Here is a 25,803-nt window from a genome sequence, read left to right on the forward strand (position 1 = left end):
CCACGTCGTTGTGATGACTCTATTCCCTTGCAGCGATGCGCGGGATGACGCGCGGTCGCGCAGCCATCAGCGGAAGTGGTCGATGCCGTGGCATTGTCCGCGTACAGCTTGGCGGGACGGAAAGCGGGCGGACCGCCTCGGGAGCGAATAGAGAGATCGCCCGGAGCATCGACTGGAGTGCCTGGCTGTCGTGCAGGTTTGCGGCCTGGACACCGACTGCGAGCGGCAGCCCCGCGCAGTCGGTCACGACATGGATCTTCGAGCCTGGCTCGCCTCATCTGCCCCGTTCCCGCCACCCAGCCTGCCTTGTGAACTGCACTGTCATGATGAAGGGCTCTCTCTGTGCATGATGAGCATGGTCACCCACCGAGCTAGGAACCCCTAAGATCGGTGTCCACACGCCACCCGCGCGAACCCTGGCGGTTGGCCAAGATACCAGCAGCGGTGAGGGCTAACGTGGCAGACGCAGGAGCCATTGGACCGATCGTCGACAGTCTTCGTCGCCACCTCACCGGAGCGGCGAGGGTAGACGCGTTGAGCGAGTCGTTCTCAGTGTATGTATACGACGCTATCATGAAGGATGCCTCAGACATTCCGTGCCGCCTGCTCCTATGGGATGGATCGCTGGAAACGCACCCGCTTAATGGCCTGGGAAATGAGCACCGGCTCCGCGCGAGACTAGATCAGCATCGAATCGCCAGGGACTGTGCCGAGTGGGCCAGAGAACGACTGCAGGTCCGTAGGCTGACGAGGCGTACACGGCAATCGTGGGTAAGCGTCGATGGAATGTTTCCGTACGCCGTGAGTGGGTCTGGTCTCGACGCCGAAGGGCTCGGGCTGGTGCCGTCGGACGATCTGATCTTTCCGGAAGAGATCAGCGATGTTGCCGACGTCAAGCGGCTCGCCGCGAACTTTGAGAAGATCTGGCGCAACGAGCACGCCAGCGAGGAGGCGCACGAGCGGTTCTTGACAGGGATCAATCTGCTCTATCGGGACAACCCGCCCGAATCAGTCTATTTGCGAATTTTGATCACACTTTTTTCAGACTTCGTGAGCGAGGCAGGCGACGAGACCGAGGAGCGAGGAAAGACCGGCTTCTTCAACACCGCGGTGTGGCAAAAGCTCTACAAGTTCCAGCGCGATGGCGTACTCGGCGCCATCGAAAAGCTGGAACTCCATAACGGCTGCATTATCGCCGACAGCGTGGGCCTTGGTAAGACTTTCGAGGCCTTGGCCGTAATAAAGTACTACGAGCTGCGCAACAATCGCGTCCTCGTGCTAGCACCGAAACGACTGCGGGAGAATTGGACGATTTTCCGCGCCAACGACGCCCGCAATCCACTGCTTACCGACAGATTCGCCTTCGACGTGCTCAACCACACCGACCTCAGCCGCGCCGACGGCAGGTCAGGTGACATCGACCTAGCCCATGTCAACTGGGGCAACTATGACCTGGTCGTCATCGACGAATCCCACAACTTTCGAAACAACCCGCAGCTCAAGGGGCACATCACCCGTTACCAGCGGCTGATGAACGAAGTCTTCAAGGCAGGGGTGAGGACGAAGGTCCTCATGCTCAGCGCCACCCCGGTCAACACTCGCTTGGCTGACCTGAAGAACCAGGTTCTCTTCGCCACCGAAGGTGTCGACAATGCCCTCATGAGCGGCGGCATTAGCTCTATCGAGCAGACACTTCGTAAGGCGCAGATGCGGTTCACGACCTGGCAGAAGAGCGACGCCGCTAGCAGGTCGGCCAAGTCACTGGTCGGCGTGCTCGGCATGGACTACATCCGCCTGCTCGATCTGGTCACAATCGCCCGCTCTCGCAAGCATATCGAAAAGTACTACGGCACGGCAGACGTCGGGAAGTTCCCGGAGCGACTTGCGCCGGTCAACCTTTCACCGCCGATCGATGTCGATGGTCGATTGATGCGACCCGAACAGCTCAACGATGCGCTCCTCATGCTCAACCTGGCCGCCTACCGGCCAACCTCATATGTACTGCCCAGCAAGGCGAAAAAGTACGCCGAGCTCTACGACCAGCAACTGCGTACAGGTGGCGCCCGGATTTGGCGTCAGTCCGACCGTGACGCCAACGTCGTCCACCTCCTTCGCATCGGACTGCTGAAGCGGCTGGAGTCGTCGGTGGCATCACTCACCCGCACTGTGACGAAGATCCTCAGCAAGGTTGATGCAGTGATCACCAAGGTGGAGGAGTACAACGCTACTGGCGGCACCGGTGTCTCCATCGAGAGCCTCGACGACGTCGCCGATCTCGATGATCAAGAGTTGGAGGACGTCATCGGCAGCACTCTGAAGGTGCTGCTGGCCGACATCGACCGCGCTGCCTGGCTTCAGGATCTACGCGACGACCGTGACCGGCTGCGCATGGTGCTGACCGACATCGATGCCGTCGACCCCAGTCGTGACGCCAAGCTCCTGGCACTCAAAGATGTGCTCCGACAGAAGGCCGAGAAGCCCACCAACGAGGGAAATCAAAAGGCACTGGTCTTCACCGCCTACTCCGACACTGCGGACTACCTTTACACCGAAATATCCATCTGGGCGCGAGCGGAACTCGGCCTGCATGCCGCACTCATCACCGGCACCAGCAACAAAAGCACTCTGGGCAAGCGAAACGACATGCACAGCCTGCTGACGGCGTTCTCGCCCCGCTCGAAGGGGGGCGACCCGGCTGCTGAGCAGATCGACATCGTCATCGCCACGGACACCATCTCCGAGGGGCAGAACCTTCAAGACTGCGACATGGTCGTCAACTACGACATCCACTGGAACCCAGTTCGCATCGTGCAGCGCTTCGGCCGCGTCGACCGCCTCGGCACCACCAACACCTCCGTACATCTGGTCAATTTCTGGCCCGACATCGATCTGGACACCTACATCAACTTGGAGAAGCGTGTCTCCAGCAGAATGACCCTCCTCGACGTGTCGGCCACCGGTGAGGAGAACATCCTCGATGCTGATGCGATGAACGACCTGGACTACCGCCGCAAGCAGCTCGAGCAGATGCAGAACTTCGCTCCGACGATGGAGGACCTTGCCGGAGGGCTGAGCATCACCGATCTCACGTTGGGTGATTTCCGCATGGATGCTGCCTCGCGTCCATGGCGGCAGCGCAAAGACCTGGCCAGCTGGCCCTTGGCGCTGTTCGGCGTGACCCGTTTCGATCAGACACTCGCCGCCGACGGGCTTACACCGGGCGCAGTCTTTCTACTTCGGGTTCGGGGGGACGCAATAGCAATACCGGGTTCCTACCCGTTGGCTCCCCACCTGCTCGCCTACGTCGGGGACGACGGCGTGCTGGCTCACCCCATCGACGAACCGAAGCTCGCCCTTGACGTCCTACGCCGCCACTGCCTGGACCGCACGGAGCCCGACGAGGCCGCTCTCTCAGCGTTCAATCGGGCGACCATGGACGGCGCCCGGATGACCCACTACCAGGGCCTGCTCGACGTGGCCGTCAGGGCAGCCTCCAGACAGGCAACAGAAACCGCCGTGGGCTCTTTGTTCTCGCCAGGGCCCTCGATCCTAGGCATCAGCGACGGCGCCGCCGGTCTTGACGCCGTCGATGTCGTCGCTTGGTTGGCGGTGGTGCCGTGAACGAGGAGACTCCTCTCAACCCTGCGGACGTCCTAGGTCTACCTGAACGAGCCAGGCTCTCCGAGCGGCTTACGAAACGGCTGTTGCGAGACCAGGTCGGCGGGGACGCTAGAAGCACACCGGACCGCAGGCTCGTCGACAGAGCCGTCGCCTCGGCGCAAGTGGTCGGGATCCTCCGCCCGGAGACGATCCTGGTACCCGTATATCGCGACCGCGGTCGCGATGGAACCGGCGACCGCGAAATTTCCGACATCGCCGTCCTGCACCTGCGGCTGAATCCGAAGATCGCCACGTCTGACCGACGGCGCCTGGTCGAACTAGTCCAGCGGGCCATGCCTCGGCCCGTGGTGCTCTTCCTCGACGGCCCCGACCTGCCGGGTGAGCTGGCCCTCGCTTTCACTCACGTGAGCCGCACCGATCCAGAGAAGCGGACCTCGGTTATCGACGCAACCATCACTGTCCCGGTGACCGAGCTGCCCGACGGTGCTCTCGACATCACCCGCTGTGACCGCACCGACCTGTGGGCGCTCTATCGCGACTTGGTGCGCATCGCTGCGACCGCAGGCCGTCCCGCGTCGGCCGCACTTGGGGCTGATGAGGCGGTGCAGTTGCACCATAGGCTTGCCGCTCTCCACGCGGAGCTCGATGCCGTCGCTCGGGAGGCGAAACGTGCGAGGTCACAGCAGTCTCGCATCGCACTCAACACCACGGCCAAAGTTTTGAGACAGCAGATCGCTACCGTACGCACCAGCCTCTACAGTGCCGACCCATCGCAGTGATCCGATAAGACCCCCATCGTCGGTGCAAGACCCCAGGAGAAACGTGATCGCGGACAGCACACCGTTCGAGCCAATCATCGACAAGCGCGACCACCACGGCCCCGGAGAGGTGCAGGGCAACATCGACGCCCTTGCCCGGCTCTTCCCCGACGCTGTCGTTGACGGGACGGTGGACCTCGACGTTCTAGCCGACCTGATCGGCCAGAAGACCGACCGGAAGGGCTCCGAGAGCTTCGGCCTGCGCTGGCCTGGCATGAACGAGGCTCGCAGGCTCTCAGCCCAGCCAGCTACTCAGACACTGCTCCCGCGCCCGGACGAGTCGGTGGACTGGGATACCACCCGCAACATCGTGATCGAGGGCGACAACCTAGAGATTCTTCGCCTGCTACGCCGCAGTTACACCGGCGCGGTCGATGTCATCTACATCGACCCACCGTACAACACTGGGAACGATTTCGTTTACGACGACCGATTTAGATCTTCCCGCGCCGAGATCGAGACTACTGCGGGCCTTCGCGATGAGAACGGCACATTGGAGAGCGGTGTCGCATCTAATCTATCCGCGGATCGTCGAGCCGGTTCATCTCGCCATTCAAAATGGCTCTCCATGATCTATCCCCGCCTGCTGCTCGCACACCACCTGCTCAAGGAAACTGGTGCGATAATCGTTGCGATTGATGATATTGAGCACGCTCGCTTGAGGCTGACACTTGACCGAGTTTTCGGCGCCGAGAACTTCATCGCCAACCTTGTGTGGCAGGGCGGTCGAAAGAACGATGCTCAGTTCGTCTCACCCTCGATAGACTACATGTTGATCTATGTCAAGAATGCGGGAGCGCTCGCAGATATTAAGTGGCGCGAACCGAAGCCTGGACTGGAATCAATCTTGGCAGCGGGACGGAAAGCCTGGGATGATTCAGGCGGGAATTCCATTGAGGCCACCCGACTCATAAAGAAATGGTGGTCATCTCTGCCGGCGGATGATCCGCGCAGGGCCTCGGCACATTACAACGAGATAGACGGACAGGATGGTCGGCCGGGAGTCGTGTACTTTGCCGGCGACCTGAGAAGTCCCAATCCGCGACCCAACCTTCAGTACGATATCATGCACCCGGTAACAGGAAAGCCGGTCAACATGCATCCGAACGGGTGGGTTTATGAACGGCCGCGGATGAATCAGCTTCTCAAGGAAGGCCGCATCAAGTTCGGCAAGGACGAGTCCCTGCGGCCGACGTTCAAGCGCTATCTCGACGAGACGAGCACACAGAGTGTGCTCCCAAATTTTTACATGGATCGCCGCGCAGCATCTAAGCGTCTTGAGCGCCTTCTAGGCGCAGATGTGTTCACTTACCCGAAGGACGAGACGGTGCTCGCTCGCTGGATCAAACTCGTCACGCGGTCGAACTCTGATGCCCTCGTTCTCGATTTCTTCGCCGGCTCTGGGTCGACCGGTCATGCGGTAATGGATCTTAACGCCGCCGACGGCGGCAACCGCCGATACATTCTGGTCCAGCTCGACGAGCCGGTGAACAAAGACGGCTACACGACGATCGCCGACATTACCCGCGAGCGGCTGCGTCGCGCGGGTGCGCAGATTGCACAGCAGCGAACGCTGGACGCGCAAGACATCGATACCGGCTTCCGCTCCTATAAGCTGGCTGACTCCAACGTCAAGCCCTGGGACGGGACAGCTGAGCTCAACCTACTTGAGTCCGTCGACAACCTCGTCGGCGGCCGCGGTACGGACGATCTGCTAGTGGAGATGATGCTACGCCTGGGCATCGATCTGGTGACGCCAGTCGCGACCAGAGAGGTCGCCGGATCCACCCTTTACAGCCTCGCTGGCACGCTGTACGCCTTCTTTGGTAGCGATCTGGACGTCGCGAAGGCGGACGAGGTTGCGAGGGCGATCGTCAGGTGGCGGGAGGAGGATCCGGTCGACTCCGACGTGACCGTCGTGGTTCGGGACACGGGCTTCCGCGATTCCGGGGCCAAGCTGAACCTTGCCGCAGCGCTGCGGCAAGCCGGCGTCACGACCCTGCGCAGCATCTGAGGCCAGCGTGAAGTTTAACTTCGAGGCCAACCTCGACTACCAACGCGCCGCCATCGACGCCGTCACCGATCTCTTCCGTGGGCAGGACTCGCTCACCGGCCAGTTCACCGTCCAGGCCCGTAAGACTCCGGACGCCAACATGCTGCCCGGCCTGGATGAGGCCGAGTTGGGAGTGGAGACTCTCGGTGTCGGCAACCGGCTACGCCTGCACACCGACGTCATCCTGGCCAACCTGCACACCGTGCAGGACCGCGCGGGCCTCGCCCACGAGGAGCAGCTCACGTCGGTCAACTTCACCATCGAGATGGAGACCGGCACCGGCAAGACCTACGTTTACCTGCGCACGATTCACGAGCTTCACAAGCTCTACGGGTTCACGAAGTTTGTGATCGTGGTGCCCTCGGTCGCTATCAGCGAGGGCGTGACTACCTCGATCGCTCTGCTGCGCGAGCACTTTGAGGCGCTCTACCCAGGCCAGCGCCTTTCCTCATTCCGACTCGATGGCGGCAACCTCTCGCGGGTGCGCTCCTTCGCCACCTCATCCGGCATCGAGGTGATGATCACCACCGCTGCCGCGATCAATAAGGCCACCAACAAAGTGCACCAACAGGTTGAGGATCTTGGCTTCGAGATCCCGATGGACCTGATCCGCGCCACCCGCCCCATCGTCATCGTCGACGAGCCGCAGAGCGTTTACGGCGATGACGGCAATCCCCGCAAGACGAAGGGTGCGGGTCGAGTCGCCATCGAGGGCCGTGTGCCAGCCAGAGAAGACAGCACCGTCGGCAAGCAGTCCCTGGCGAAGGGCATGCATGCCACGGCGGTGCTGCGCTACTCGGCGACACATCCCCGGTACGACAAGGCGAATCTCGTCTACCGCCTCGATGCGATCGCCGCATACGAGCAGGCCCTCGTCAAGCAGATCGAGGTCGACTCCCTGGTCACCGAGACGAGTGGCGCCGCGCCATACGTCCGCCTGCTCCAGACCAAGCGGTCCGGTTCCGTGATGAAGGCCCGGTTGGAGGTTGACGTCGAGGTCGGCAACCAGATCAAGCGCAAGGCTGTCGACGTGCCTGTTGGGACCAACCTTGAGGACGTCACCGGCCGCGCGCGCTACCGCAACCTCACCCTCGACTCGGTCAGCGTGGTACCCGGGTCAGAATCGGTCCGCTTCGGTGACCTCATCGAGTTGAAGGTCCATGACGCTGTCGGTGCTGAGATCAGCGTCGACGAGCGTGCCCGGCAGATGATCGCCCAGACGATCCGGCAGCACCTGCGCAAGGAGCAAGAGTTCGCCGTCGCAGGCAAGGCGATCAAGGTGCTCAGCCTTCTCTTCGTCGACTCGGTCGCGAAGTACCGCGTTTACGACGGTAACGGCGACGCCCAGCCGGGCGAGTACGCGCGGATATTCGAGGAGGAGTACGCGAGAATCGCCGTCACGCCGGAGTTCCGCAGCCTTTTCGGGGCCGATCCCGCCGACGCGGTCGCAGCTCGCGCCCACCAGGGCTATTTCTCTATCGACCGGTCCAAGGGCAAGTCCGAGCGGCTTGTGGACACCTCGGAGACCAACGACAAGGGCCGTCAGCAGGCGAGCCTGGCCTACGAGCAGATCATGAAGGACAAGGTCGGGCTGACCACTCCCGGCACCCCGATCCGCTTCATCTTCACCCACTCCGCGCTGCAGGAGGGCTGGGACAACCCGAACGTCTTTCAGATCTGTGTGCTGCGCACCATGGGTACTGAGCGGTGGCGACGGCAGAGCATCGGGCGAGGCTTGCGCATCTGCGTCGACGGCGACGGCAAACGCGTCCCCGGCTTCGACGTCAACCGCCTCACCGTGATCGCGAACGAGTCGTACGAGGAGTTCGCGGAACAGCTCCAGCGCGAGCTCGCCGACGATCTTGGCATCGAGTTCGGCCGCGTGACCGTCGATGGCTTCGCGCGCCTCACCCATAAGCCCGCACCCGGTGCCCAGCCGGTGCCGGTCGGGGACGAGATCGCCCGCGCTCTCTTCGAGGCGCTGGCCGCCGCCCAGTACGTCAAGCCCACCGGCAAGGGCGTCGCCAAGGTCGAGGACAGTCTGCGTGAGGCCGTCGCAGGCGACACCGAGGAGCTGCGCGCGCTTGTCGCAGCGGCCGTTCCCAGCGCGACGGCTCGGTTTGTCGTCCAGCGCCTCATCAAACGGCTCGTTAAACCGATCGACGTCAAGAAGGCCGGCAACCGGGTCTCCGTTCCAGTAGTCGGCGAGCGCCTGGAGAGCCCGGAGTTCCAAGCACTGTGGGAGCGAATCAAGCACCGCACCCAGTTTCGCGTCAGCGTCGACGAAGCCGGGCTGCAGGCAGCCATCGTCTCAGCGTTGCGTGCTCTGCCTCCGATGCCGGACCGCAAGGGCGTATGGGAGACCACCCTCGTCAACGACATCGACCAGGGCGGCCTGCGTAGCACAACCATGCGCAGCGAGCGGGTCGACGTGGTCTACGCGGACCGCGACGACTTGCCAGACATCCTGTCCGTCCTCGCCGACCGCACCCAGCTCACCCGCCGGACGCTCGCCCAGGCGTTGACCGATTCGGGCACGCTGGTGCAGTTTCGAAGGAACCCTCAGGTCTATGTCGACAAGGCCACTCAGGCGATCAACAGTGCGAAGGAACAGTTGCTCGTCACTGGCCTCCGTTACGAACTCGTCGATGACGCCAGGCCTGAAACTGCCCGTCGGTACCCGCTCTCGATCTTCGCTGAGGCGGACCTCGCCGGCTACACCGGTCCGGGCGGCAACATCATCACTGGAGACGACGGCGTACCGCTCGAATTCGATTCCAAGTCACCATATAAATATATCGTCGTTGACTCTGCTGTTGAGCGCGCCTTCGCCGTCGCACTCAGACAGCGCAATGACGTCAGGACATTTGTAAAGCTGCCTGCAACTTTCATCATTCCGACACCACTTGGCGACTACAATCCGGACTGGGCAGTCGTCGTCGAACGCTCCGACGGCAGCCGCTACTTGGTCTTCGAGACGAAAGGCTCGATCGACCCCGAGCTGCTGCGTCCGGTCGAGAAGGGCAAGATCTACGCGGCCGAGTGCCACTTCAATGCAATCCGGGTTACTCTAGATCTTGACGACCTCCGCTACGCCAAGGTCGACAGCATGAATACAGCCGATGGTGTGATCGACGAGGCGTACGTATGACGGACTTTGATGCCGATTGCGGTGGTCTGACGTGGCAGCAGCGCACGAATTGGAGGTGGACAAGGTCATCCGCCTCGCCGATCGCCGATCGGTTGCAGGTCGACCTGGCACACCTCGTGGCCGCGCTCCGCACAGTGCCGTAGCCGGCGGCCTGTTGCTGCGGGCTTGAACTCCTATTGCTGCATCTCGGAACGTTGACCCGCTAATCGGCGTGGTGGGCTGACGGTCCACGCTTCCTCCCATGTCGAGCGGGAGGTGGTCGTGGCTCGTCGTCCGGAGGTGTTCGTCCGGCCGTTGTCCATGGAGGAGCGCCGAAAGTTGGCCCGGATTGGTCGCACTGCAAACGATCCGGTGCGGTTGCGCCGGGCGATCGTGGTGTTGATGTCGGCCCAAGGACAGGCGGTCCCGGACATCACGTCGTTGATGCAGTTCAGCGCCGATTACGTCCGAGACGTGATCCACGCGTTCAACGAGCGAGGGTTAGCGGCGCTTGCCCCAAAACGGAGCGGGGGACGCCCGAGGACGATCGGTGAACAGATCCGGCGGCGGATCTGCCTGATCGCCCGGACGTCCCCCGCCTCGTGGGGCATCACGACGTTCTCGACCCGGTAGTTGTCCCAGCTGCACGACCATCTGCTCGACCGCGGCACCGTCGCGGCGATCAGCCGGGAGCCCCTGCGCGCATCCTGCACGCCGGCGGCGTGTCCTGGCAGACCACCTCCACCTGGAAGGCGTCTACCGACCCGGACTTCCTCACGAAGATGCACGGGTCCCGGGCCTCTACGGCCACCCGCCCGAAGCCGGGAGGGTGATCTGCATCGACGAGTTCGGGCCGCTCAACCTTCAGCCACGCAAGGGCAAGGCATGGCGACCGACCGGGGCGCCGATTACGCGCCACCTACAACCGCCACCACGGCGTGATGCACATGCTCGCCGCCCTGGACCTGGCCACCGGCAAGATCCTCTACCGGATCCGGTCCCGTAAACGCCACGGTGAGTTCCTCGAGCTGCTCAAAGCGCTGCGCACCCGCTGGCCCGGCGAGAAGTTGTACCTGGTCATGGACAACTTCTCGCCCCACCGCCACCCCGACGTCCACGCCTGGGCCGCCGCCAACGACGTCGAGCTGGTGTTCCTGCCGACCTACAGCTCCTGGTTGAACTGGATCGAGGCCAAGTTCAACACCCTGCGCTACTTCACCCTCACCGGCACCGACCACCACAGCCACGCCGAACAGAACGCTGCCATCGCGACCTATTGCACCGAAAGTGTCCACTTGCCTACCCGTCAGTCTCCTGACCTGCGAGGCCATTGCCAAGAAGAAGGCAACCGCACACTTTCGATTCAATACATCCGCTGACGCAACGCTCGAGCCAAACCCAAGACCGGCTTCGTCACCGACTCACCCATCCGCACCTGGACCCATTACTCGATCAAGGTTGCGTGAAACAGCACTAGATCACATAAGAGCAACTTTTCGGGATGTCGCCGGATGTCATCGACTAGGTGATTGTCCGTACTCCAGGTAAACCGGACCTCCATGAAAGTATGCACTATGGGCTTGGGTTAGTCTGCGGGCAAACCAGGGATGACGTAATCGTCCATCTTGCGCACCGGATCCCATTCTCAGCGGCCGAATTCGGAGTCTTCCAGGGTAATTCGCCGTTCGTCGTCGCCGAGCGCTCCGCAGTCGAACAACCAGAGCACCTTGTCGCTTTCACCGTCGTTGGGCGCCCAGTCCACGACGAGCAGGCGTTGCGGCTCGCGGTCGAGGTCGAGTTCCTCGCGTAGTTCCCGTCGGCAGGCCGCTGCCGGGGACTCTCTGATGTCTACGTAGACCCCAGGGATTTCCGGCTAACTGCGGATCTGTCAAACGAACGGTGTAACTAAGGTTGAAGGAGACTATTTGCGTCCGGCGGCCAAGCGGCCGTCGAAGGCGATGTCGAAGGCGTTGAGCGCGGGTTTCCAGCGCATCGTCCAGCGTGTGCGGCCGGTGCTGGTCGGGTCCAGGCTCATGATCGCCATGTAAACGCATTTGAGCGCGGTCTGCTCGTTGGGGAAGTGCCCGCGGGCTTTGACGGCGGGGGCGGATGCGGGCGTTGACGCTCTCGATCGCGTTGGTCGAGCAGATCACCCGCCGGATCTCTGGATCGAACGCCAGAAACAGCACGAACTCGGCCCAGGCGTTGTCCCACAACCGCTCTCACCGGCGGCGAGGTGACGTTCCCTAGCATCGATCCTGGCCAGTTCTTCCGGAAGTGACGAGGCTATGGAGGTACACCACGACAGCTGTTCTGGCCGTGACGCCCCATCTTCGAAATGTTAGGTGACGTCGTCGATGAGATACAAGGCCTCCGCTCTGGCCGGGCGCGCATGCGATCACCAAACGGTCATGCACCTTTGCGGTGAAGCGACCGTGCTCGAGCTCTCGTAACCTCAGCCTGTCAACCAATCGGCAGGCTTCTTCCGCTGGTAGGCCATCAGGAAGCACCCCCAAGAGCAGAGCGCTTATACGAGAACGGGCTTTGAACTCGACGCTGCCATTAATCACAAGGTTCCACTATCGATATGGGTATACAGCTCCGCAGAGTGGTCGTATAGCCACCACCAAGTGCACGGGCCTCTGGCCCAAGGCACCGACTCAACAACAGCACCTCCAGTTCAACTTGCGATCAAGAACCGGGCAGCGCACAACAAGCGCACCACCCTCTTCCGCCGCACCCCTGGAGGTCGTCATGGCTTGGTCAGAACAGATCGGCACGCAGTCCTGGCGAGTCCGCTACCGCACCGGCGACGGACACACCGCCTCGATCTCCGGCTTCGCCACCCAGCGCGCCGCCGACAACTACGCCACCGACATCGAGAGCGATTAACGCCGCAACACCTGGCTCGACCCCACCCGCGGCCGCACCACCGTCGCCGAATGGGTCACAACATGGTTCGCCGCACTCGACCTCGACCCGCGCACGATCGACAACTACCGCAGCGTCCTGCACTGCCACATCGTGCTCCGCTGGGGCGCCACACCGCTCAACACGATCACTGCGCTCGGCGTGAACAAGTGGATCAGCGACCTACAGCAACTCGACTACGCCAACACCACCGTCGTCAAAGTCCTCTCGATGATCCTCACCGACACCGCCGACGAACATCTCATCCTCACCAACCCGATCCGCCGCTACCGCCGCCGAGGACGACGCAGCTACCGCATCGGACGCAAACGCGTCTGGGCCACACCCACCGAGGTACTCCGCATCGCCGAGCAGGCCGCCGCGCTCGGCGGAGAGACCGCCAGCCTGCTGATCATCACGGCCGCGTGGACCGGATGCCGATGGGGTGAGCCCACCGGCCTGCGACGAGACAACATCGACCTCGACCGCGGCACACTCACCATCGACCCACGCACCGGCGCCCTGCACGAAAGCGCGCACACGCGATGGCTCGGCTCCCCCAAGACACCACGTCAGCGCGCTCCATCACCCTGCCACAGTTCCTCATCACCATGCTGCGCAAGCACCTTGAGCAGCACGAAACGAGTTCGTGTTCACCGCCGAAGGCGGAACCTGGCTGTGGCGCAGCACATTCATCCGCCGCGTACTCAAACCAGCCATCAACGGCAATGAAGGACGCCTGCGATCAGGCTGTCGTACGGTGCCTATCCGGCCCGGACTGACTTTCCATGGATTGCGGCACAGTCACAAGACGTGGCTGATCGCCGGCGGCGCACCCGAGATCGCCCAAGCACGACGCCTCGGCCACCACCTGGCCAACCGGGTCACCGAGGTCTACTCCCACGTCGCACCTGAGGTCGAGCTCCGACTCCTCAACGACCTTCAACGCCGCTGGCACGAAGCAGACCTCAATGTCCGAACGCACCCGACCGCGCCGGAGCCTGCAGAACGCCATGTTTCGGGTCCGTCTGTGGCGTACGCAATCCACTGCCCCTCACACCGTTAGCGGGAGGGCGCGAGGATCACCCAGTCCAGCGGCCAGCACGACGATCGAGCCGGAAAATGCTGCTCCAGATCTGCTCCATAGGGTCACCGCAACACGATCAACACTTGATCACCGAAGATCAGACCAGAACAATAAGAAACCCGCCTGACCAGCGATAACCGCTAGATCAGACGGGCTCTCAGTTCAAGTGGAGCTGAGGGGACTCGAACCCTGACCCTCACACTGCCAGCGCGAACCTTTGACCTGCGAAAACAGAGAACCCCCTGCTTTCCGGTGCCGTTGCCTGCCGTTCAGCGCTGTTAAGCGCCGTTGCGTGACGTTCCGCCCTACGTCGTGCTCCAGTTTTGCTCCACTTTGTACAGTATGAAGGTCATCATGCATGAACGCAGAAGTGCCTGCGGCACAACCACCTCATGCGCGACCTCCACCTCTTGTCCTGATAAGGTTCGCGGCCAGCTCCACTGGACAGACGACTCGGCGTCCTGCACAGCAAGCGCTTTGACAATTGATCAGAATGTTCCGATACGCCCTACCGTCCCCACCTTGCATCCGCCCGCGGCCAAGGCGACACGTAGGTCAGCCCGGTCATCATCTCATGTTTGTGATCGTGCAAGGAGATCAATCGTCGCAATGGGTTCTGGTAGTAGCGGATCTCGCCCTCCGGCAAGCTGGCGGGATTTACAGCCGGTTGCCGTTGCTCGGTCTCACGGCAGGCCGTCCACACCCGACGATTCGCTTCTTCGTATCGATCATGGTTGTGAGGTGACTGACTGGGGAACCACAGATGGCTGCTCACGTCCTAAGCGGCGTCACAAGCCTGCTCGATTACGTGCTGGCCGTTGACCCTGACCGTGGGCTCCTGCTGGTCCATCTCGAAGAAGTTACGCAGTTCAACGACAGCGAGCACGATGACATAGAGCAAGACGAGTTCGCTGCTGTAGTAATCGTACTTAGGCCCGCTCATTCGTGCATCGTTGCCGTACAACACCTTCGCGACGTCGCTGATCGGGTGGATGAACGCGCTCAGAAAACGATAATGCACGTCGAGCTGGGCTAGCGCGGCGTCCTCAGCGAAGCCATTGGCCTTGAGGCTCTCCTTGAGGCTTGGCCACCGGAAATACTCCTCGTACATCGACCGGTTCTGCTCGGCATAGGCCCGGCGATCCTGCGGGTCTGACAGACCGTCGTCCTCTTGCTCGTAGACCGTTGGGGGTGCTACGAACGGTGAGAACTCTTGAAGTAGGAAGCAGTGGACCGTGCCTACCAACGCTGGGTTTGTCGTCGCGGACCGAGCGCAACCGATCACCTATACCCGCCACAGTTGTCGTAGGCCTTCGCGATCGAATCCGTTGGTTTCACTGGGAAGTACGCTCAAGAACCCCAGTGGTAAGAGCGCCGCCAAGGCGATCCGGTTCTGGCGGGAGATGTGGCGACCGAGCGCTCTCAACGCCAGCTGGGCGTCCATCGACACCGAACCGCCTGGTGCGTTCGCGGTGATGCGGTCGCGCTCGCGGTGGACATGTTCGATGTTGTTCTTCATGACGTACACGTAGGCTTTTGACAGCAGCGCGAAGTAGGGGAAGATCGCGCCGAGCCAGCTCGGCGTGTCCTCCAGATGGGCCAACGCGAAGACCGGCACCCAGGCAAGGCTCGTGCCAAGCAGGATGCCGAGCAAGCTGTCCTGGAGGACTCCAGCCAGCGGCACGCCGATGATATGCTGTTCGACCGGGTTCGCACCGGGCATCGCGCGTGCGGCGGTGCGAGGGAGCAGCAGGCAGGCCGCCCAACCCACCGCCAGGCTCACCAACGCGTACGGCACGGACGTGACGCCGGCCGCTGACTGCAACGCAGGCCCTGTCATCCATGCGATGGTCGTGCCGACAACGAGCGCGCACGCCGTTGCTGTGATGGCGAGCGGGCCATCCACGGGCACGAGGTGCAGGTAGCCAACGTTGGCGATGATGCTTTCGAACGCGAACAGCCCGGCCAGCAGAGCGACCGGCAGTGACAGCGCGGCCTGAGCCCAGTGTTCGTACCCTGCGGCGAGTTGCGCGCACATAAGTGCCGCCCACGCCAGACACATGATCTGTGCGACAACACGTCCGCCGAAGCGGCTGGCGACGACAGTCAGCGCCAGGGCGAGCATGAGTGCCGCTGGCACCCTGACGTCACCGGCTCCGGCCTTCCAGCGATCCGCGGGGGTGTTGCCGATGAACGTCGCCAAGCAGGCCAATAGAGTTCCCATGTACATGGCGGTGATCGCGAGGTAGGCCGACCACTTGATGGCGCCAAGCTCCGACTGCGGTGCGTTCGCTTTTTCGGCCTCTATCACCGCGTCGAACGTCGATCGTACGAGTTCGGCGGTGACGAACAGGAAGAGGAATGTCGCTACCAATCCGACGACGACTCCGTAGGCGCCCACGTGCTGTGGTTCTTGCGCGAAGTAACGGCCACTGAGTGCGAGCGCCGTGACCGGGGCGGCAGCAAGCGGTGCGAGAACCATCGACCGCACAGCTTGCCCTTGAAACAGTGGACGGATCAGGAGGAGTTCGACGATCACGGCCGCTACGGACAGCAGACAGCCTGATACAAGTGAACCGATCGTCACGGTTGGCGCGGCCGTGAACACGTGGACAGGACCGGCGGCCGTCGCAGCCGTGCACAGCGGCGCCAGGAACCTTCCGGCACGGTGCCCCCATACGACGGTACTTGCGGCGAACACCCCGACCAGCACGGCGCAGATCACGGGCAGAACCGTGACGATGTCGATCGTGAGACCGGGTAGGAAGAGCCACGAGAATGAGAGGGCCGGAACGGCAGCGGCAGCGCAGACCAATGCGGGCCAACTGATCCGTCGGGTGGTGATGGCGAGCACGACGGCGACGACCGCGGACGCGAGACCGATCAGCAGCGGCGCGGATTGGTCGTTGTCCAAGGCCAGCAGTCCGGTGAAAGCGAAGACAGGGAACAGCATGCCGATGCACGCGGCGCTTGCTTTCGGTGCCCAGACCGCCTGACGTGCTCGATCCAGAGCCGCCATGGCGGTCGCGGCAAAGAACCCGCACGCCACGGTGAGGAAGAGCGCGTGGTACCAGCCGACCGCGTTGAATGTGCCGGGAGCCGGGAAGGTCCAATTCAGACGCGGCGCCGGGTCAGCCAACCACCACACCTGGGTGGCCGCGCCCACCGCACACCCTGCCACGCCCGCCAAGACGACCCGACCGCGATGACGGATCGGCGTTGCAGCTCGGACCGACGCGTAGGCGAGCATTGGCAACAACAGCCCGTCACCGACCGTTGCGGACCGGAACGACGTCAGGCTGGGAAGCGTGGGGTCGCCGAGTCCCAACAGTGAGGCGGCGACCAAGACACCGAACCCGAACGTCATCACCGCAGCCGCGGCAATCTCCCCCTGGTACCGAGTCACGGCGCACCTCCTCCGGCGGCCTCTGGCACTTCATGCCGGAGGTGACCGTGAGATCGTGCCTCTGAGCGGCGGTATTACACCTGTGCTCGAAGGGGTGACCTGGGCGAAGCGTGTTCACCTGAACGGCTTAAAGGCCTCTGTCAACGAGGCCAACATCGGAGCGCTTTGAGGCGTCGCCATGCGTCGGTGATCGGCACTAGGCCGACGCGACCGACCTGTCCTACTGGCACCGGCGCAGCGCGTTCAACCGGACCAACGCGTACCGCGGTCGATCGCGTTCCGAACTGATGGCGAACTCCGGCGAATTCACTCACGGCGCTGAGCACATAACAGCGGTTGACGACGAGCAAGGGTGCTGGTCCACGTTCGAGGCTGCGGAGCCCTGCGCAGAGGCACGAGGCCGGAGAGTGCACCCCACGCCTGGCGGCTGGCCGAAGGCTTCATCGGTGACGCGCCTCTTGACTGTCGATCAGCCCTGAAGGAGCACTGTGCCGAACACATCGGTGGCTCTTGAGCTCCGCGGAGAACGCCGTGAGATCAAAGGGTTGCGTTCTGTTGCCACCAGTCGAAATTCTCGTCAGTTGATCATGCGGTCATGGCCGAAGCCGCTAATATTTCACACATCCCGTTGATCGTTCGGCCTGCCATGAGTGTGCAGGCGCAAGACGATCTGTTCTCCGGTCGCCGGTTCGACTCCGAGCTGTTCGGCCAGCGATCGCACGTGCAGGTCCGCCGCCGCCTCGACCAGCTCGCACAACGTTCTCATTGCGGCTCGGCCTTGTACACGGCTCGTCAGAAAGGTGACAGTGGCGATCGCCGCTAAGGGCCACCACAGCGGGACCAGTGCCGCGTACAGGACCGCCCATCCTGTCAGCGTCGCCGCTGCGGCGTAGGCCGACTGGGCGGTGTGGATGTCGGCGCGGCAGTTGTCCGGCAGCACGCTCCACAGACGGGGCCACACAGCGGTGATGTCCAGGCCGTGGGCGCGGTGCACGCGCAGTGTCAGGGCGTGTCTGCGGTCGCTGATCCACGTAGGCCGCTCGGGTGGTTCCAGCGCTACCCGGTCGCGGCGGGCGTAGGCGTCCGACAGCCCGAGAACGACCACTTCCTTGCCCGGAGCGGTCGCACGGATCGCCGACTTCACAAGGGTGTCCGCCGCAGCGGCACGCGACGCCCACCGCCGGTGGCGTTGGTCATGTCCGAGAAGCCGGTAGGTCGGGGTGACCTGGTGAACGAGGTCTGGCCGCTCGGCCACACCCCGGCAGCGGTCAACTCCCGGCTCTCCAGGTTCAAGGCGGCCCTACGTCCTATCGACGGCCTCGAATTGCGCAACGAACGCGATCGTCCCGTCCGGTACCGACTGGACGTGGACGACGCCTGTGTGGACGTGCACCGGTTCACCGCTGCGGCGCGCCACGCGCTCGACGCTGCCGAAGACGGCGCGGCCGGCGCCGAGGAGCTGTTCGAAGGCTGTCTCGCGCGGTGGGCCGGAACACCGTTCGAGGGCTTGGACGGCGTGAAGATCAACGCTTGGCGACGACAGCTCGAAGACCAGTGCACGACCGTGCGAGTGGCCCTCCTGAGGTTGGGTGCTGTGCACGGCCGGGCCCACGACCTCGTCGACGAAGCCGTGGAACTCAGCACGGCCCATCCGCGCCACCGGCCGGCCCGAGACCTGGCCGCCCACCTGCTCGAACTCGTAGGCCGTGCCGAGGAAATCGCACTCCTGCCGGGAACCGACCATCAGGTTGGCCGCGGATCGTCCCCGTCGGTGAACGCCGACGAACTTCTCCACTACCTGCGATCCTTGCGGGCGGGATTGACGCGCACTCTGCGCTGGCACCCCGGCGAGGACATCAGCACGACCTTTAGCGAACGCTCAGTGCGCGTCATCAGCGACCCCTCCCGGGATCAACTGCTGGAAGGCGGACACGCCCCGCGGCGCCGAGACTTGGTGCGCGGTGACCAGTCGTGGACGGAAGCCGGCGCACTCGCCCGGCTGATCGTGGTCCTGGGCGACGCCGGGTACGGGAAGACCTGGCAGCTGCGCGCTCACGGCGTGGCCCTGTGCGACCGTGGCATCCAAGCGCTCCGAGCGGGCGACGATCCGGCGACCGTGGACATCCCGCTGTGGACGCACTCCTCCGCAATGGCCGCGGCGCCCCTACTCGGGCGCGGCAAGCCCCAGCACGTCGTCAACGCCGCGGCCGCGGTCCTGGGCGATCCGGAAGCCGAACTCGGCAAGAGCTTGCGAGCGGCGATGGTCCACGGGCTCGCCTCGGGCGACGGACGCCTGCACGTCCTGGTCGACCCACTCGACGAGGTGTTCGACAGCAACAGCCGGGACCGCGTCGCCGACACGCTGTCGTGGCTCGCGGAGCAGGTCCGTGCAGGCGCGGGAACGCGCGTCGTGGTCACGTCACGCCCGGTCGGCTACACCGACCCGTTCGGCGCCGGGCGCTCCGCGGCGGGCCGTAGACCGGTTCCCGTGTACCACCTCGCGTTGGCGGCGTTCGGCACCGAGCAGGTATCCGCGTTCTGGCGAACCTGGTTCGACCAGCGCGGCCTGACGTTCCCGGACGAGCGCCTGAGCCTGTTACTGGACGCCGACAGCCCGCTGGCCGATCACGTCCGCGTGCCGCTGATCGCCGCGTTCTGCGCGTGGATCGCCGAGGAGGAGCCCGCCGACCAGACAAGGGCGGGTCTCTACGAGCAGGTCGTGCGCCGCTTCATCGGGCTCAGCTGGAAGCAGGGCGACCGGACGGCGGTCGATCACCGCACCCGCTCGGACCCCCTGCGGCAGAAGCAGCTCCGGCACGCGCTGGAACAACTCGCCTGGCACATGTCCACCGCGCACGCGGAGTGGCGCGACGCGGTGGACGACGAGGGGTGCGAGGAGCAGCTGGCGGGTACCGGACTGCGGGCTCTACCGGGTTGGACCCGCACGAACGAACTGGTCACCCTGCACGGACTGCTGCTCAGGCTGGGCGTGAGCGCCCGCGAACTCTGGGACACCCCGGTGACCTGGGTACATCCGACGCTGCACGAGTACCTGACGGCACATCGGCTCATCAACGCCGAGCAGTCGGAGATCGATCGCTGGCTGGACCACGGACTGCACCGCCCCGAGTGGGAGTCCACCTTCCGCTTCGCGGTCGAATTGGAGCGATGATCGACGTGGCCGAACGACGTTTCACGAACAGCCTCCGCCAACGGGTGGTCAACGGCGACGACGAGCTCGGGTGGTACGCGTCGCTGCTGATCGAGGCAGGTGAGGGCGCGTCGGCGCCGGAAACGATCGGTCACGTGATCCGCCTCGGTGCCTGCGGTCTCCTTGCGCCGGAGGCGGTGGCGAAGGTGCTGGTCAAGATTCCCGGTGTCGACACCCAGCGGATCTTGGGGCTGCTGGACAAGCTGACGTTGGCGGGTCACCCGAAGCGCGAGGTCTGGCAAGGCGTCGTGCTGTGCGGCACGGCAGGCCTGGCCAGGTTGGAAACGGCGATCGCCGAGGACGACGACCCCGCCGGAGCTGCCACCCTGCTCCATTCACGAGCGCCTGACCGAGCGGTGAGCGCGATCCGACGCCGAGTGGTGTGCGACGGCCGACTCGTCGAGGCCTCCGATGTGACACCGCTGCGCCACCTGGAGGCGGAGGACGTCCTGGTGCTGGTCGAACGGTTCCGCGCTCAGCCGACCCGCGGCACCGCACAGGTGTTGGGGCGGACCGAGCACGCGGTCGCCCGTGCGGAACTCCTCGACGTCCGGTGGCGCGACCACCCCGACCCCGCGGCGCGCGAAGCCGTCGTGAACGGCCTGCGCGCGTTGTGCGGCAATCGGATGGACCCGGAGGCCGATCCGGTCATGATCGCCTTCAGGCGCGAAGACCCTTCCCCAGCGGTGCGGTTGGCTGCGCGCACCACGGTGGAGATCCGCGCGGCGATGTTCCCGTCCGTTCGAGCGCGACTGGACGAACTGGTGGTTGACGCACGACTCCTCGAGGACTCCCCGGTGCCGACGTGGTCGCCGGAAGTGGTCGTCGAGCGGCTCCGCGCCAGGGGCCGGGCTGCGAATGGCCTTGGCATTCGTGGAGGCGCACCCGGACCTGCTGTCGGTCGACGCCGTCCGGAGCGCACTGGACGACATCGCGAACGACGCGGTCCAGGGCATGCTCGGCATCAAGACGATCTTCTCCTTGAACGCCTTGTTCGGCGACCCGTTCGTGCGGCGGTGCATGGCGGCGCTGAACGACGATCTCGTCGGGATCCTCCATCCGCCGGCGATCTCATCGTCTCGCGCGGTGCCGGACGACGAAGAGGTGTTCGCCGCGATCGCGCGGCACTCCGGCCGTTTCCCCTCACCCGCGGGACAGGCAGCGCTGGTCGTGTACCGGCTTTCCGCCGGGCAACGCGCACATCAGCTGCTCCACCTGCTCGAGACGACACGCACGGTGTGGCCGGAAACCGTTCGGATGTGGGCGTCGGCGCTGCGGGACCTACCGGTGGGTCGACCGGGACCGGACGAACTCGCGCTGCGCGAACGCCTCAGAGCGGTTACCGGCCACGTCCTGGGCCTGCTGCCCAGTCCGACCGGTTCCACTCCCCCCGAGCGGTGAGGCTGGTCGCGCCCGAACCTCGGCCGAGACGTGAAGGGGCGGTCGCCGGAGGAAGCCGACGGCCGCCGTTCCCCGGTACCCGGCATGGGCTCGTGGGGGATCGCCGCTAGGAGCCCGCTGAATAACAGTTTTCGGTATCGTGATCAAAACAGAAGTCCTGGTCAGAGGCTTGCTATTGATCATCAAATCGAATTATTCAGCGGCCTCCTAGTGTCCTGCGCCGGAAATCCGCCTGCAAAAGCGTGCGAGTGACTCGAGGATCTCTTCGGCTGTCTTGGTCCACAGGAACGGCCGGGGATGGGTGTTCCAGTCGGCGATCCAGGCTCGGACGTCCTTCTCGAGTGCCTGCACGCTTTTGTGGGCGCCGCGTTTGATCTTCTGTTCGGCCAGCAGCCCGAACCAGCGTTCGACCTGGTTGATCCAGGAGGACCCGGTCGGAGTGAAGTGCATGTGGAACCGCGGATGCCGGGCCAGCCAGGCCTTGATCACCGCGGTCTTGTGGGTGCCATAGTTGTCACAGACCAGATGCACGTCCAACCCTGCCGGGACGGTCTTGTCGATCGTGATCAAGAACTTCTTGAACTCGGCGGCGCGATGCTGGCGGTGCAACTCGCCGATCACCGTGCCGTCCGCGATGTCGAACGCGGCGAACAAGCTTGTGATCCCGTTGCGCACGTAGTCATGCGTCCGCCGTTCGGGCATGCCGGGCATCATCGGCAGCACAGGCTGCGACCGGTCCAAAGCCTGGATCTGAGACTTCTCGTCCACGCACAACACCACCGCCCGCTCCGGCGGATTGTGATACAGGCCGACCACGTCCACGACCTTCTCCACGAACAACGGATCGGTGGAGAGCTTGAACGTCTCGGCACGGTGGGGTTTGAGGCCGAAGTCGCGCCAGATCCGGCCGATGGTCGACTTGCTCAACCCGGTGCGCTCCGCCATCGACGTCCGCGACCAGTGTGTGGCATTACGCGGAACCTCCTCCAGCGTCGCCACGATCACCTCTTCGACCTGATCAACCGTGATCGATGGCGGCCGGCCCGGCCGCTCCTCGTCGACCAGGCCGTCCAGCCGATCCCGCAGAAACCTCTTGCGCCACTTCGTCACCGTCGCCGGATGCACCCGCAGATCCTCAGCGATCCGCGTGCCCGCCACACCATCGGCACACGCCAGCACAATGCGACAGCGCTGAGCCAACACCTGCGACGACTTCGCCCGCCGCGCCCACCGCTCCAGCGTCTCCCGCTCCTGCTCGGTCAACGTCACCTCAGCAGGAGGACGTCCAATCCGCGCCATCAGCCCACACTAGACTTACCTAGCGGATTTCCGGCGCAGGACACTAGCGCTACGCCAGCGCCAATTCCGGGTCACAGCGAATTTGCTCTCATGCCGCGTCGGGCGCTGTGAAGCCCGGTACCCAAGTCCGATGTTCGGGCCAGCTTGCGTTCATGAAGCGCCAAGCGGACAACGGAGGCCTACCCATCCCGCAGCCCCGGAGGTTGTCATGGCCTGGACAGAACAGATTGGTACCCAGTCCTGGCGAGTCCGCTACCGCACCGGAGACGGCCACACCGTCTCGATCTCCGGCTTCACCACCCAACGCTCCGCAGACAACTACGCCGCCGACATCGAGTGCGATTAACGCCGCAACACCTGGCTTGATCCTGCTCGCGGACGCACGACCGTCGCCGAGTGGGCCGAGACTTGGTTCGCCGCGCTCGACCTCGACCCACGCACCATCGACAACTACCGCAGCGTCCTGCGCTGCTACATCCTGCTCCGCTGGGCTACCACGCCGCTCAACGCCATCACCGCGCTCAGCGTGAACAAGTGGATCAGCGACCTGCGCCAACTCGGCTACGCCAACACCACCGTCGCCACCGTCATCAAAGTCCTGTCGATGATCCTGACCGACGCCGTCGACAAGGGGCTCATCTTCACCAACCCCATCCGTCGCTACCGGCGCCGTGGACGACGCAGCCACCGCATCGAACGCGAACGCGTCTGGGCAACCCCGACCGAGGTACTCCGCATCGCCGAACAAGCCGCCGCACACGGCGGAGAGACCGCCAGCCTGCTCATCATCACCGCTGCGTGGACCGGATGCCGCTGGGGCGAACTCGCCGGCCTGCACCGCGACAACGTTGATCTCGACCGAGGCGTTCTGATCATCAACGCCCGCACCGGCTCGCTGCACGAAAGCGCGCACACGCGCTGGCTCGGCTCGCCCAAGACCGCATCATCGGCTCGGACAATCACCCTACCGCCGTTTCTCATCACCATGCTGCGCAAACACCTCGAGCGGCACGACAACGAGTTCGTGTTCACCGCCGAAGGCGGAACATGGTTGTGGCGTAGCACTTTCATCCGGCGTGTACTCAAGCCCGCAGTCAACGGCAACGAAGAGCGTCCACTGTCAGGCGTCCGCACGATGCCGATCCCACCCGGCCTGACGTTCCACGGACTGCGGCACAGCCACAAGACGTGGCTCATCGCAGGCGGCGCACCTGAGATCGCCCAAGCACATCGACTCGGACACCACCTATCGAATCGCGTCACCGAGGTCTACTCCCACGTCGCACCCGAAGTCGAACTCCGACTCCTCAACGATCTTCAACGCCGCTGGCACGAAGCCGACCGCAATGTGAAAGCACACCCGGCCGCGCCCGAACCAGCACACCGCCACATCTCCGGACCGACTGCGGCGTAACAAATCCCGCTGACCCTCACACCGCTGGGGAGAGGGACACGACGATCATCCAGTCCAACGACCAGAGCAACGATCAGGCTGGAGAATCCTGCTCCAGAACTGCTCCGTAGGGTCACCACAACACGACCAACAGACGATCACCGAAGATCAGACCAAGAACAGCAAGAAACCCGCCTGACCGGCGAATTCGCCAGATCAGACGGGTTCTACCTACAAGTGGAGCTGAGGGGACTCGAACCCCTGACCCTCACACTGCCAGTGTGATGCGCTACCAGCTGCGCCACAGCCCCTTGAAGGTCCACGTTCCCGCCGGGTTTCCCCGTCGTTCTCGTGTGGCAATACCGTACATCACCCGCGCCACAGGATAAAAATCGGGGGTACCCCAACCGCATTCGGCCTGGTAGGACTGGGTGCCACCCACCAAGGCCCCGCCATCCCCAAGATCAGCCGAAGACCACCGAACGCGCCAAGAGCTGCGCGAACAGCCCTGGCAGCCGCCACCCGAGACCGAACGAACCGGGAACACCCGACCCGGGGAAACCGAAGTGACGCGCAGCACAACGATCAAGTCCACAGAGGACGCCAACGAAAAAACCGGCCCGGGGCGGACCCCGGGCCGGTCGCTGCACCAGCTGGACTCACTTGGTCAGGTCGGCGAGCCAGTTCTTGTTGTCCAGGTCAACGAGCTTGCCGCCGGAGGCCACGCTCGGCGTGCCGCGGAACCGGCCGGTCTCGGCGTCGCGCAGGGCGGGGTCGTTGCTGGTCTTGGACATCAGCTCGTCCAGCTGAGCCTTGTAGGTCTGGTTCTGCACGCAGGACTCGAAGGAGGGGGAGGTGACGCCGACCTCCCTGCCCAGCTTGATGAGCTGGTCCTTGGTGTAGCCGGCCTCGCCCTCCTCGGGCTGGGTGTGGAACAGCGCCGCGTGGAAGGCGTTGAACTTGCCGTCGTCGGCCACGCACAGGGCGGCGTTGGCGGAGTCGGTCGAGTAGCCCTCGGGGGACGAGAGGCGGTTCAGCATCGGCAGGACGTGGTAGCGGATCTTGACCTTGCCGTCCTCGACGGCCTTCTTGATGTCGGTGCCGTAGGTCTTCTCGAACGTGCCGCAGATCGGGCACAGGAAGTCCTCGTACACGTCGACCGTCACGGTGGCCGTGTCCTTGCCGACGAGCACGGTGCCGCCCTCGCGGACCGCCGGGGCCGAGATCGTGTGGTCCGCCGGGGCGAGGGGGACGGCGTCCGTGGCCGACTTGGACGGCCTCGACTGCTGGAACACGACGTAGCCGATGACCGCGAGGGCCAGGACCGCCACGACGGCGACGCCGGCGATCACCTTCGTCCGGTCGGAACCGCCGCTCTTGCCTCGCGCCTGGGCGACCGCGAGCGCGGCCTGTTTCCTCTTCCGCGCATTGCGCTCTGCTCCACCCACGGCGACGAGGGTAGCGACACAAACTA

Annotated in this window: 14 protein-coding genes, 1 tRNA gene and 5 pseudogenes; 13 read left to right on the forward strand and 7 right to left on the reverse strand. The window is 64.0% G+C overall.

Translation table 11 applies throughout. The features are described from left to right. Positions 1–786 precede the first annotated feature (786 nt). The 6 genes and pseudogenes from BLQ91_RS20110 to BLQ91_RS42140 all read left to right on the forward strand — a co-directional run. The gene (locus BLQ91_RS20110) at positions 787–3,621 is read left to right on the forward strand and encodes a DEAD/DEAH box helicase (RefSeq protein ID WP_090098547.1); all 2,835 of its coding nucleotides are present in this window, start codon (positions 787–789) and stop codon (positions 3,619–3,621) included. Continuing rightward, on the forward strand, positions 3,618–4,400 hold the full coding sequence (locus BLQ91_RS20115) for a DUF4391 domain-containing protein (protein ID WP_176959841.1): 783 nt from the start codon (positions 3,618–3,620) through the stop codon (positions 4,398–4,400). Before BLQ91_RS20110 ends, BLQ91_RS20115 begins: the two co-directional genes overlap by 4 nt. A gap of 43 nt (positions 4,401–4,443) precedes the next feature. Then, positions 4,444–6,453 carry a site-specific DNA-methyltransferase gene (locus BLQ91_RS20120; RefSeq protein WP_143022726.1) on the forward strand — a complete coding sequence of 670 codons (2,010 nt, stop codon included), beginning with the start codon at positions 4,444–4,446 and terminating at the stop codon, positions 6,451–6,453. Positions 6,454–6,460: 7 nt separating this feature from the next. Then, the gene (locus BLQ91_RS20125; protein WP_090098552.1) at positions 6,461–9,643 is read left to right on the forward strand and encodes a restriction endonuclease; all 3,183 of its coding nucleotides are present in this window, start codon (positions 6,461–6,463) and stop codon (positions 9,641–9,643) included. A gap of 261 nt (positions 9,644–9,904) precedes the next feature. Then, positions 9,905–10,255 (forward strand): helix-turn-helix domain-containing protein, encoded by a 351-nt coding sequence (locus BLQ91_RS42135; RefSeq protein ID WP_218130330.1) that lies wholly within the window; start codon positions 9,905–9,907, stop codon positions 10,253–10,255. 251 nt (positions 10,256–10,506) lie between these two features. Then, positions 10,507–11,001, forward strand: a pseudogene (locus BLQ91_RS42140) (transposase); the annotation flags it as partial. Between the two features lie 542 nt (positions 11,002–11,543). Here the strand turns inward: BLQ91_RS42140 and BLQ91_RS20145 are convergent. Further along, positions 11,544–11,841 (reverse strand): annotated as a pseudogene (locus tag BLQ91_RS20145) (transposase); the annotation flags it as partial. A 535-nt stretch (positions 11,842–12,376) separates the two neighbouring features. Here BLQ91_RS20145 and BLQ91_RS41430 point away from each other — a divergent pair. Both BLQ91_RS41430 and BLQ91_RS40375 read left to right on the forward strand, forming a co-directional pair. Beyond that, the gene (locus BLQ91_RS41430; protein WP_176959842.1) at positions 12,377–12,514 is read left to right on the forward strand and encodes a hypothetical protein; all 138 of its coding nucleotides are present in this window, start codon (positions 12,377–12,379) and stop codon (positions 12,512–12,514) included. A 51-nt stretch (positions 12,515–12,565) separates the two neighbouring features. Next, a pseudogene (locus BLQ91_RS40375) lies at positions 12,566–13,264 on the forward strand (tyrosine-type recombinase/integrase); the annotation flags it as partial. 1,133 nt (positions 13,265–14,397) lie between these two features. Here BLQ91_RS40375 and BLQ91_RS20160 read toward each other — a convergent pair. The 3 genes from BLQ91_RS20160 to BLQ91_RS20170 all read right to left on the reverse strand — a co-directional run bounded on the left by BLQ91_RS20160 (position 14,398) and on the right by BLQ91_RS20170 (position 18,169). Beyond that, complete coding sequence (locus tag BLQ91_RS20160) at positions 14,398–14,730, reverse strand: hypothetical protein (protein ID WP_143022729.1); 333 nt, start codon at positions 14,728–14,730, stop codon at positions 14,398–14,400. Between the two features lie 174 nt (positions 14,731–14,904). Next, the gene (locus BLQ91_RS20165; RefSeq protein ID WP_090098564.1) at positions 14,905–17,025 is read right to left on the reverse strand and encodes a hypothetical protein; all 2,121 of its coding nucleotides are present in this window, start codon (positions 17,023–17,025) and stop codon (positions 14,905–14,907) included. 616 nt (positions 17,026–17,641) lie between these two features. Further along, entirely contained in the window at positions 17,642–18,169 is a 528-nt protein-coding gene (locus BLQ91_RS20170; RefSeq protein WP_143022730.1) for a hypothetical protein, read from the reverse strand. Between the two features lie 51 nt (positions 18,170–18,220). Between BLQ91_RS20170 and BLQ91_RS43785 the strand changes: the two are divergent. The 3 genes and pseudogenes from BLQ91_RS43785 to BLQ91_RS20185 all read left to right on the forward strand — a co-directional run. Continuing rightward, positions 18,221–18,670: pseudogene (locus tag BLQ91_RS43785) on the forward strand (AfsR/SARP family transcriptional regulator); the annotation flags it as partial. Positions 18,671–18,979: 309 nt separating this feature from the next. Beyond that, a complete protein-coding gene (locus BLQ91_RS42770; RefSeq protein WP_245733686.1) occupies positions 18,980–20,197 on the forward strand; it encodes an NACHT domain-containing protein in 1,218 nt (405 codons plus the stop codon). An 897-nt stretch (positions 20,198–21,094) separates the two neighbouring features. Then, on the forward strand, positions 21,095–21,637 hold the full coding sequence (locus BLQ91_RS20185) for a hypothetical protein (protein WP_090098571.1): 543 nt from the start codon (positions 21,095–21,097) through the stop codon (positions 21,635–21,637). Between the two features lie 207 nt (positions 21,638–21,844). Here BLQ91_RS20185 and BLQ91_RS20190 read toward each other — a convergent pair whose 3' ends face one another. Next, positions 21,845–22,936, reverse strand: a complete 1,092-nt coding sequence (locus BLQ91_RS20190; protein ID WP_143022732.1) for an IS630 family transposase — start codon at positions 22,934–22,936, stop codon at positions 21,845–21,847. 397 nt (positions 22,937–23,333) lie between these two features. Between BLQ91_RS20190 and BLQ91_RS44015 the strand changes: the two are divergent. Together BLQ91_RS44015 and BLQ91_RS20195 are read left to right on the forward strand one after the other, a co-directional pair. Further along, positions 23,334–23,474: pseudogene (locus BLQ91_RS44015) on the forward strand (tyrosine-type recombinase/integrase); the annotation flags it as partial. Positions 23,475–23,540: 66 nt separating this feature from the next. Further along, positions 23,541–24,350, forward strand: a complete 810-nt coding sequence (locus BLQ91_RS20195; RefSeq protein ID WP_483810833.1) for a tyrosine-type recombinase/integrase — start codon at positions 23,541–23,543, stop codon at positions 24,348–24,350. Positions 24,351–24,567: 217 nt separating this feature from the next. Here the strand turns inward: BLQ91_RS20195 and BLQ91_RS20200 are convergent. Further along, positions 24,568–24,640, reverse strand: a tRNA-Ala gene (locus BLQ91_RS20200). Between the two features lie 348 nt (positions 24,641–24,988). Further along, positions 24,989–25,777, reverse strand: a complete 789-nt coding sequence (locus BLQ91_RS20205) for a DsbA family protein (protein WP_090098577.1) — start codon at positions 25,775–25,777, stop codon at positions 24,989–24,991. Positions 25,778–25,803: the final 26 nt, after the last annotated feature.

Origin of the sequence: Lentzea jiangxiensis, assembly GCF_900104175.1 — a bacterium.
GTDB lineage: Bacteria > Actinomycetota > Actinomycetes > Mycobacteriales > Pseudonocardiaceae > Lentzea > Lentzea jiangxiensis.

Bases quoted from the DNA above. Each gene is read 5' to 3' on its own strand.
- BLQ91_RS41430 (WP_176959842.1), top strand. From the start codon at position 12,377: ATGGCTTGGTCAGAACAGATCGGCACGCAGTCCTGGCGAGTCCGCTAC.
- BLQ91_RS20110 (WP_090098547.1), top strand. From the start codon at position 787: ATGTTTCCGTACGCCGTGAGTGGGTCTGGTCTCGACGCCGAAGGGCTC.
- BLQ91_RS20190 (WP_143022732.1), bottom strand. From the start codon at position 22,936: ATGGCGCGGATTGGACGTCCTCCTGCTGAGGTGACGTTGACCGAGCAG.
- BLQ91_RS20195 (WP_483810833.1), top strand. From the start codon at position 23,541: ATGATCCTGACCGACGCCGTCGACAAGGGGCTCATCTTCACCAACCCC.
- BLQ91_RS20160 (WP_143022729.1), bottom strand. From the start codon at position 14,730: ATGTACGAGGAGTATTTCCGGTGGCCAAGCCTCAAGGAGAGCCTCAAG.
- BLQ91_RS20185 (WP_090098571.1), top strand. From the start codon at position 21,095: ATGGCCTTGGCATTCGTGGAGGCGCACCCGGACCTGCTGTCGGTCGAC.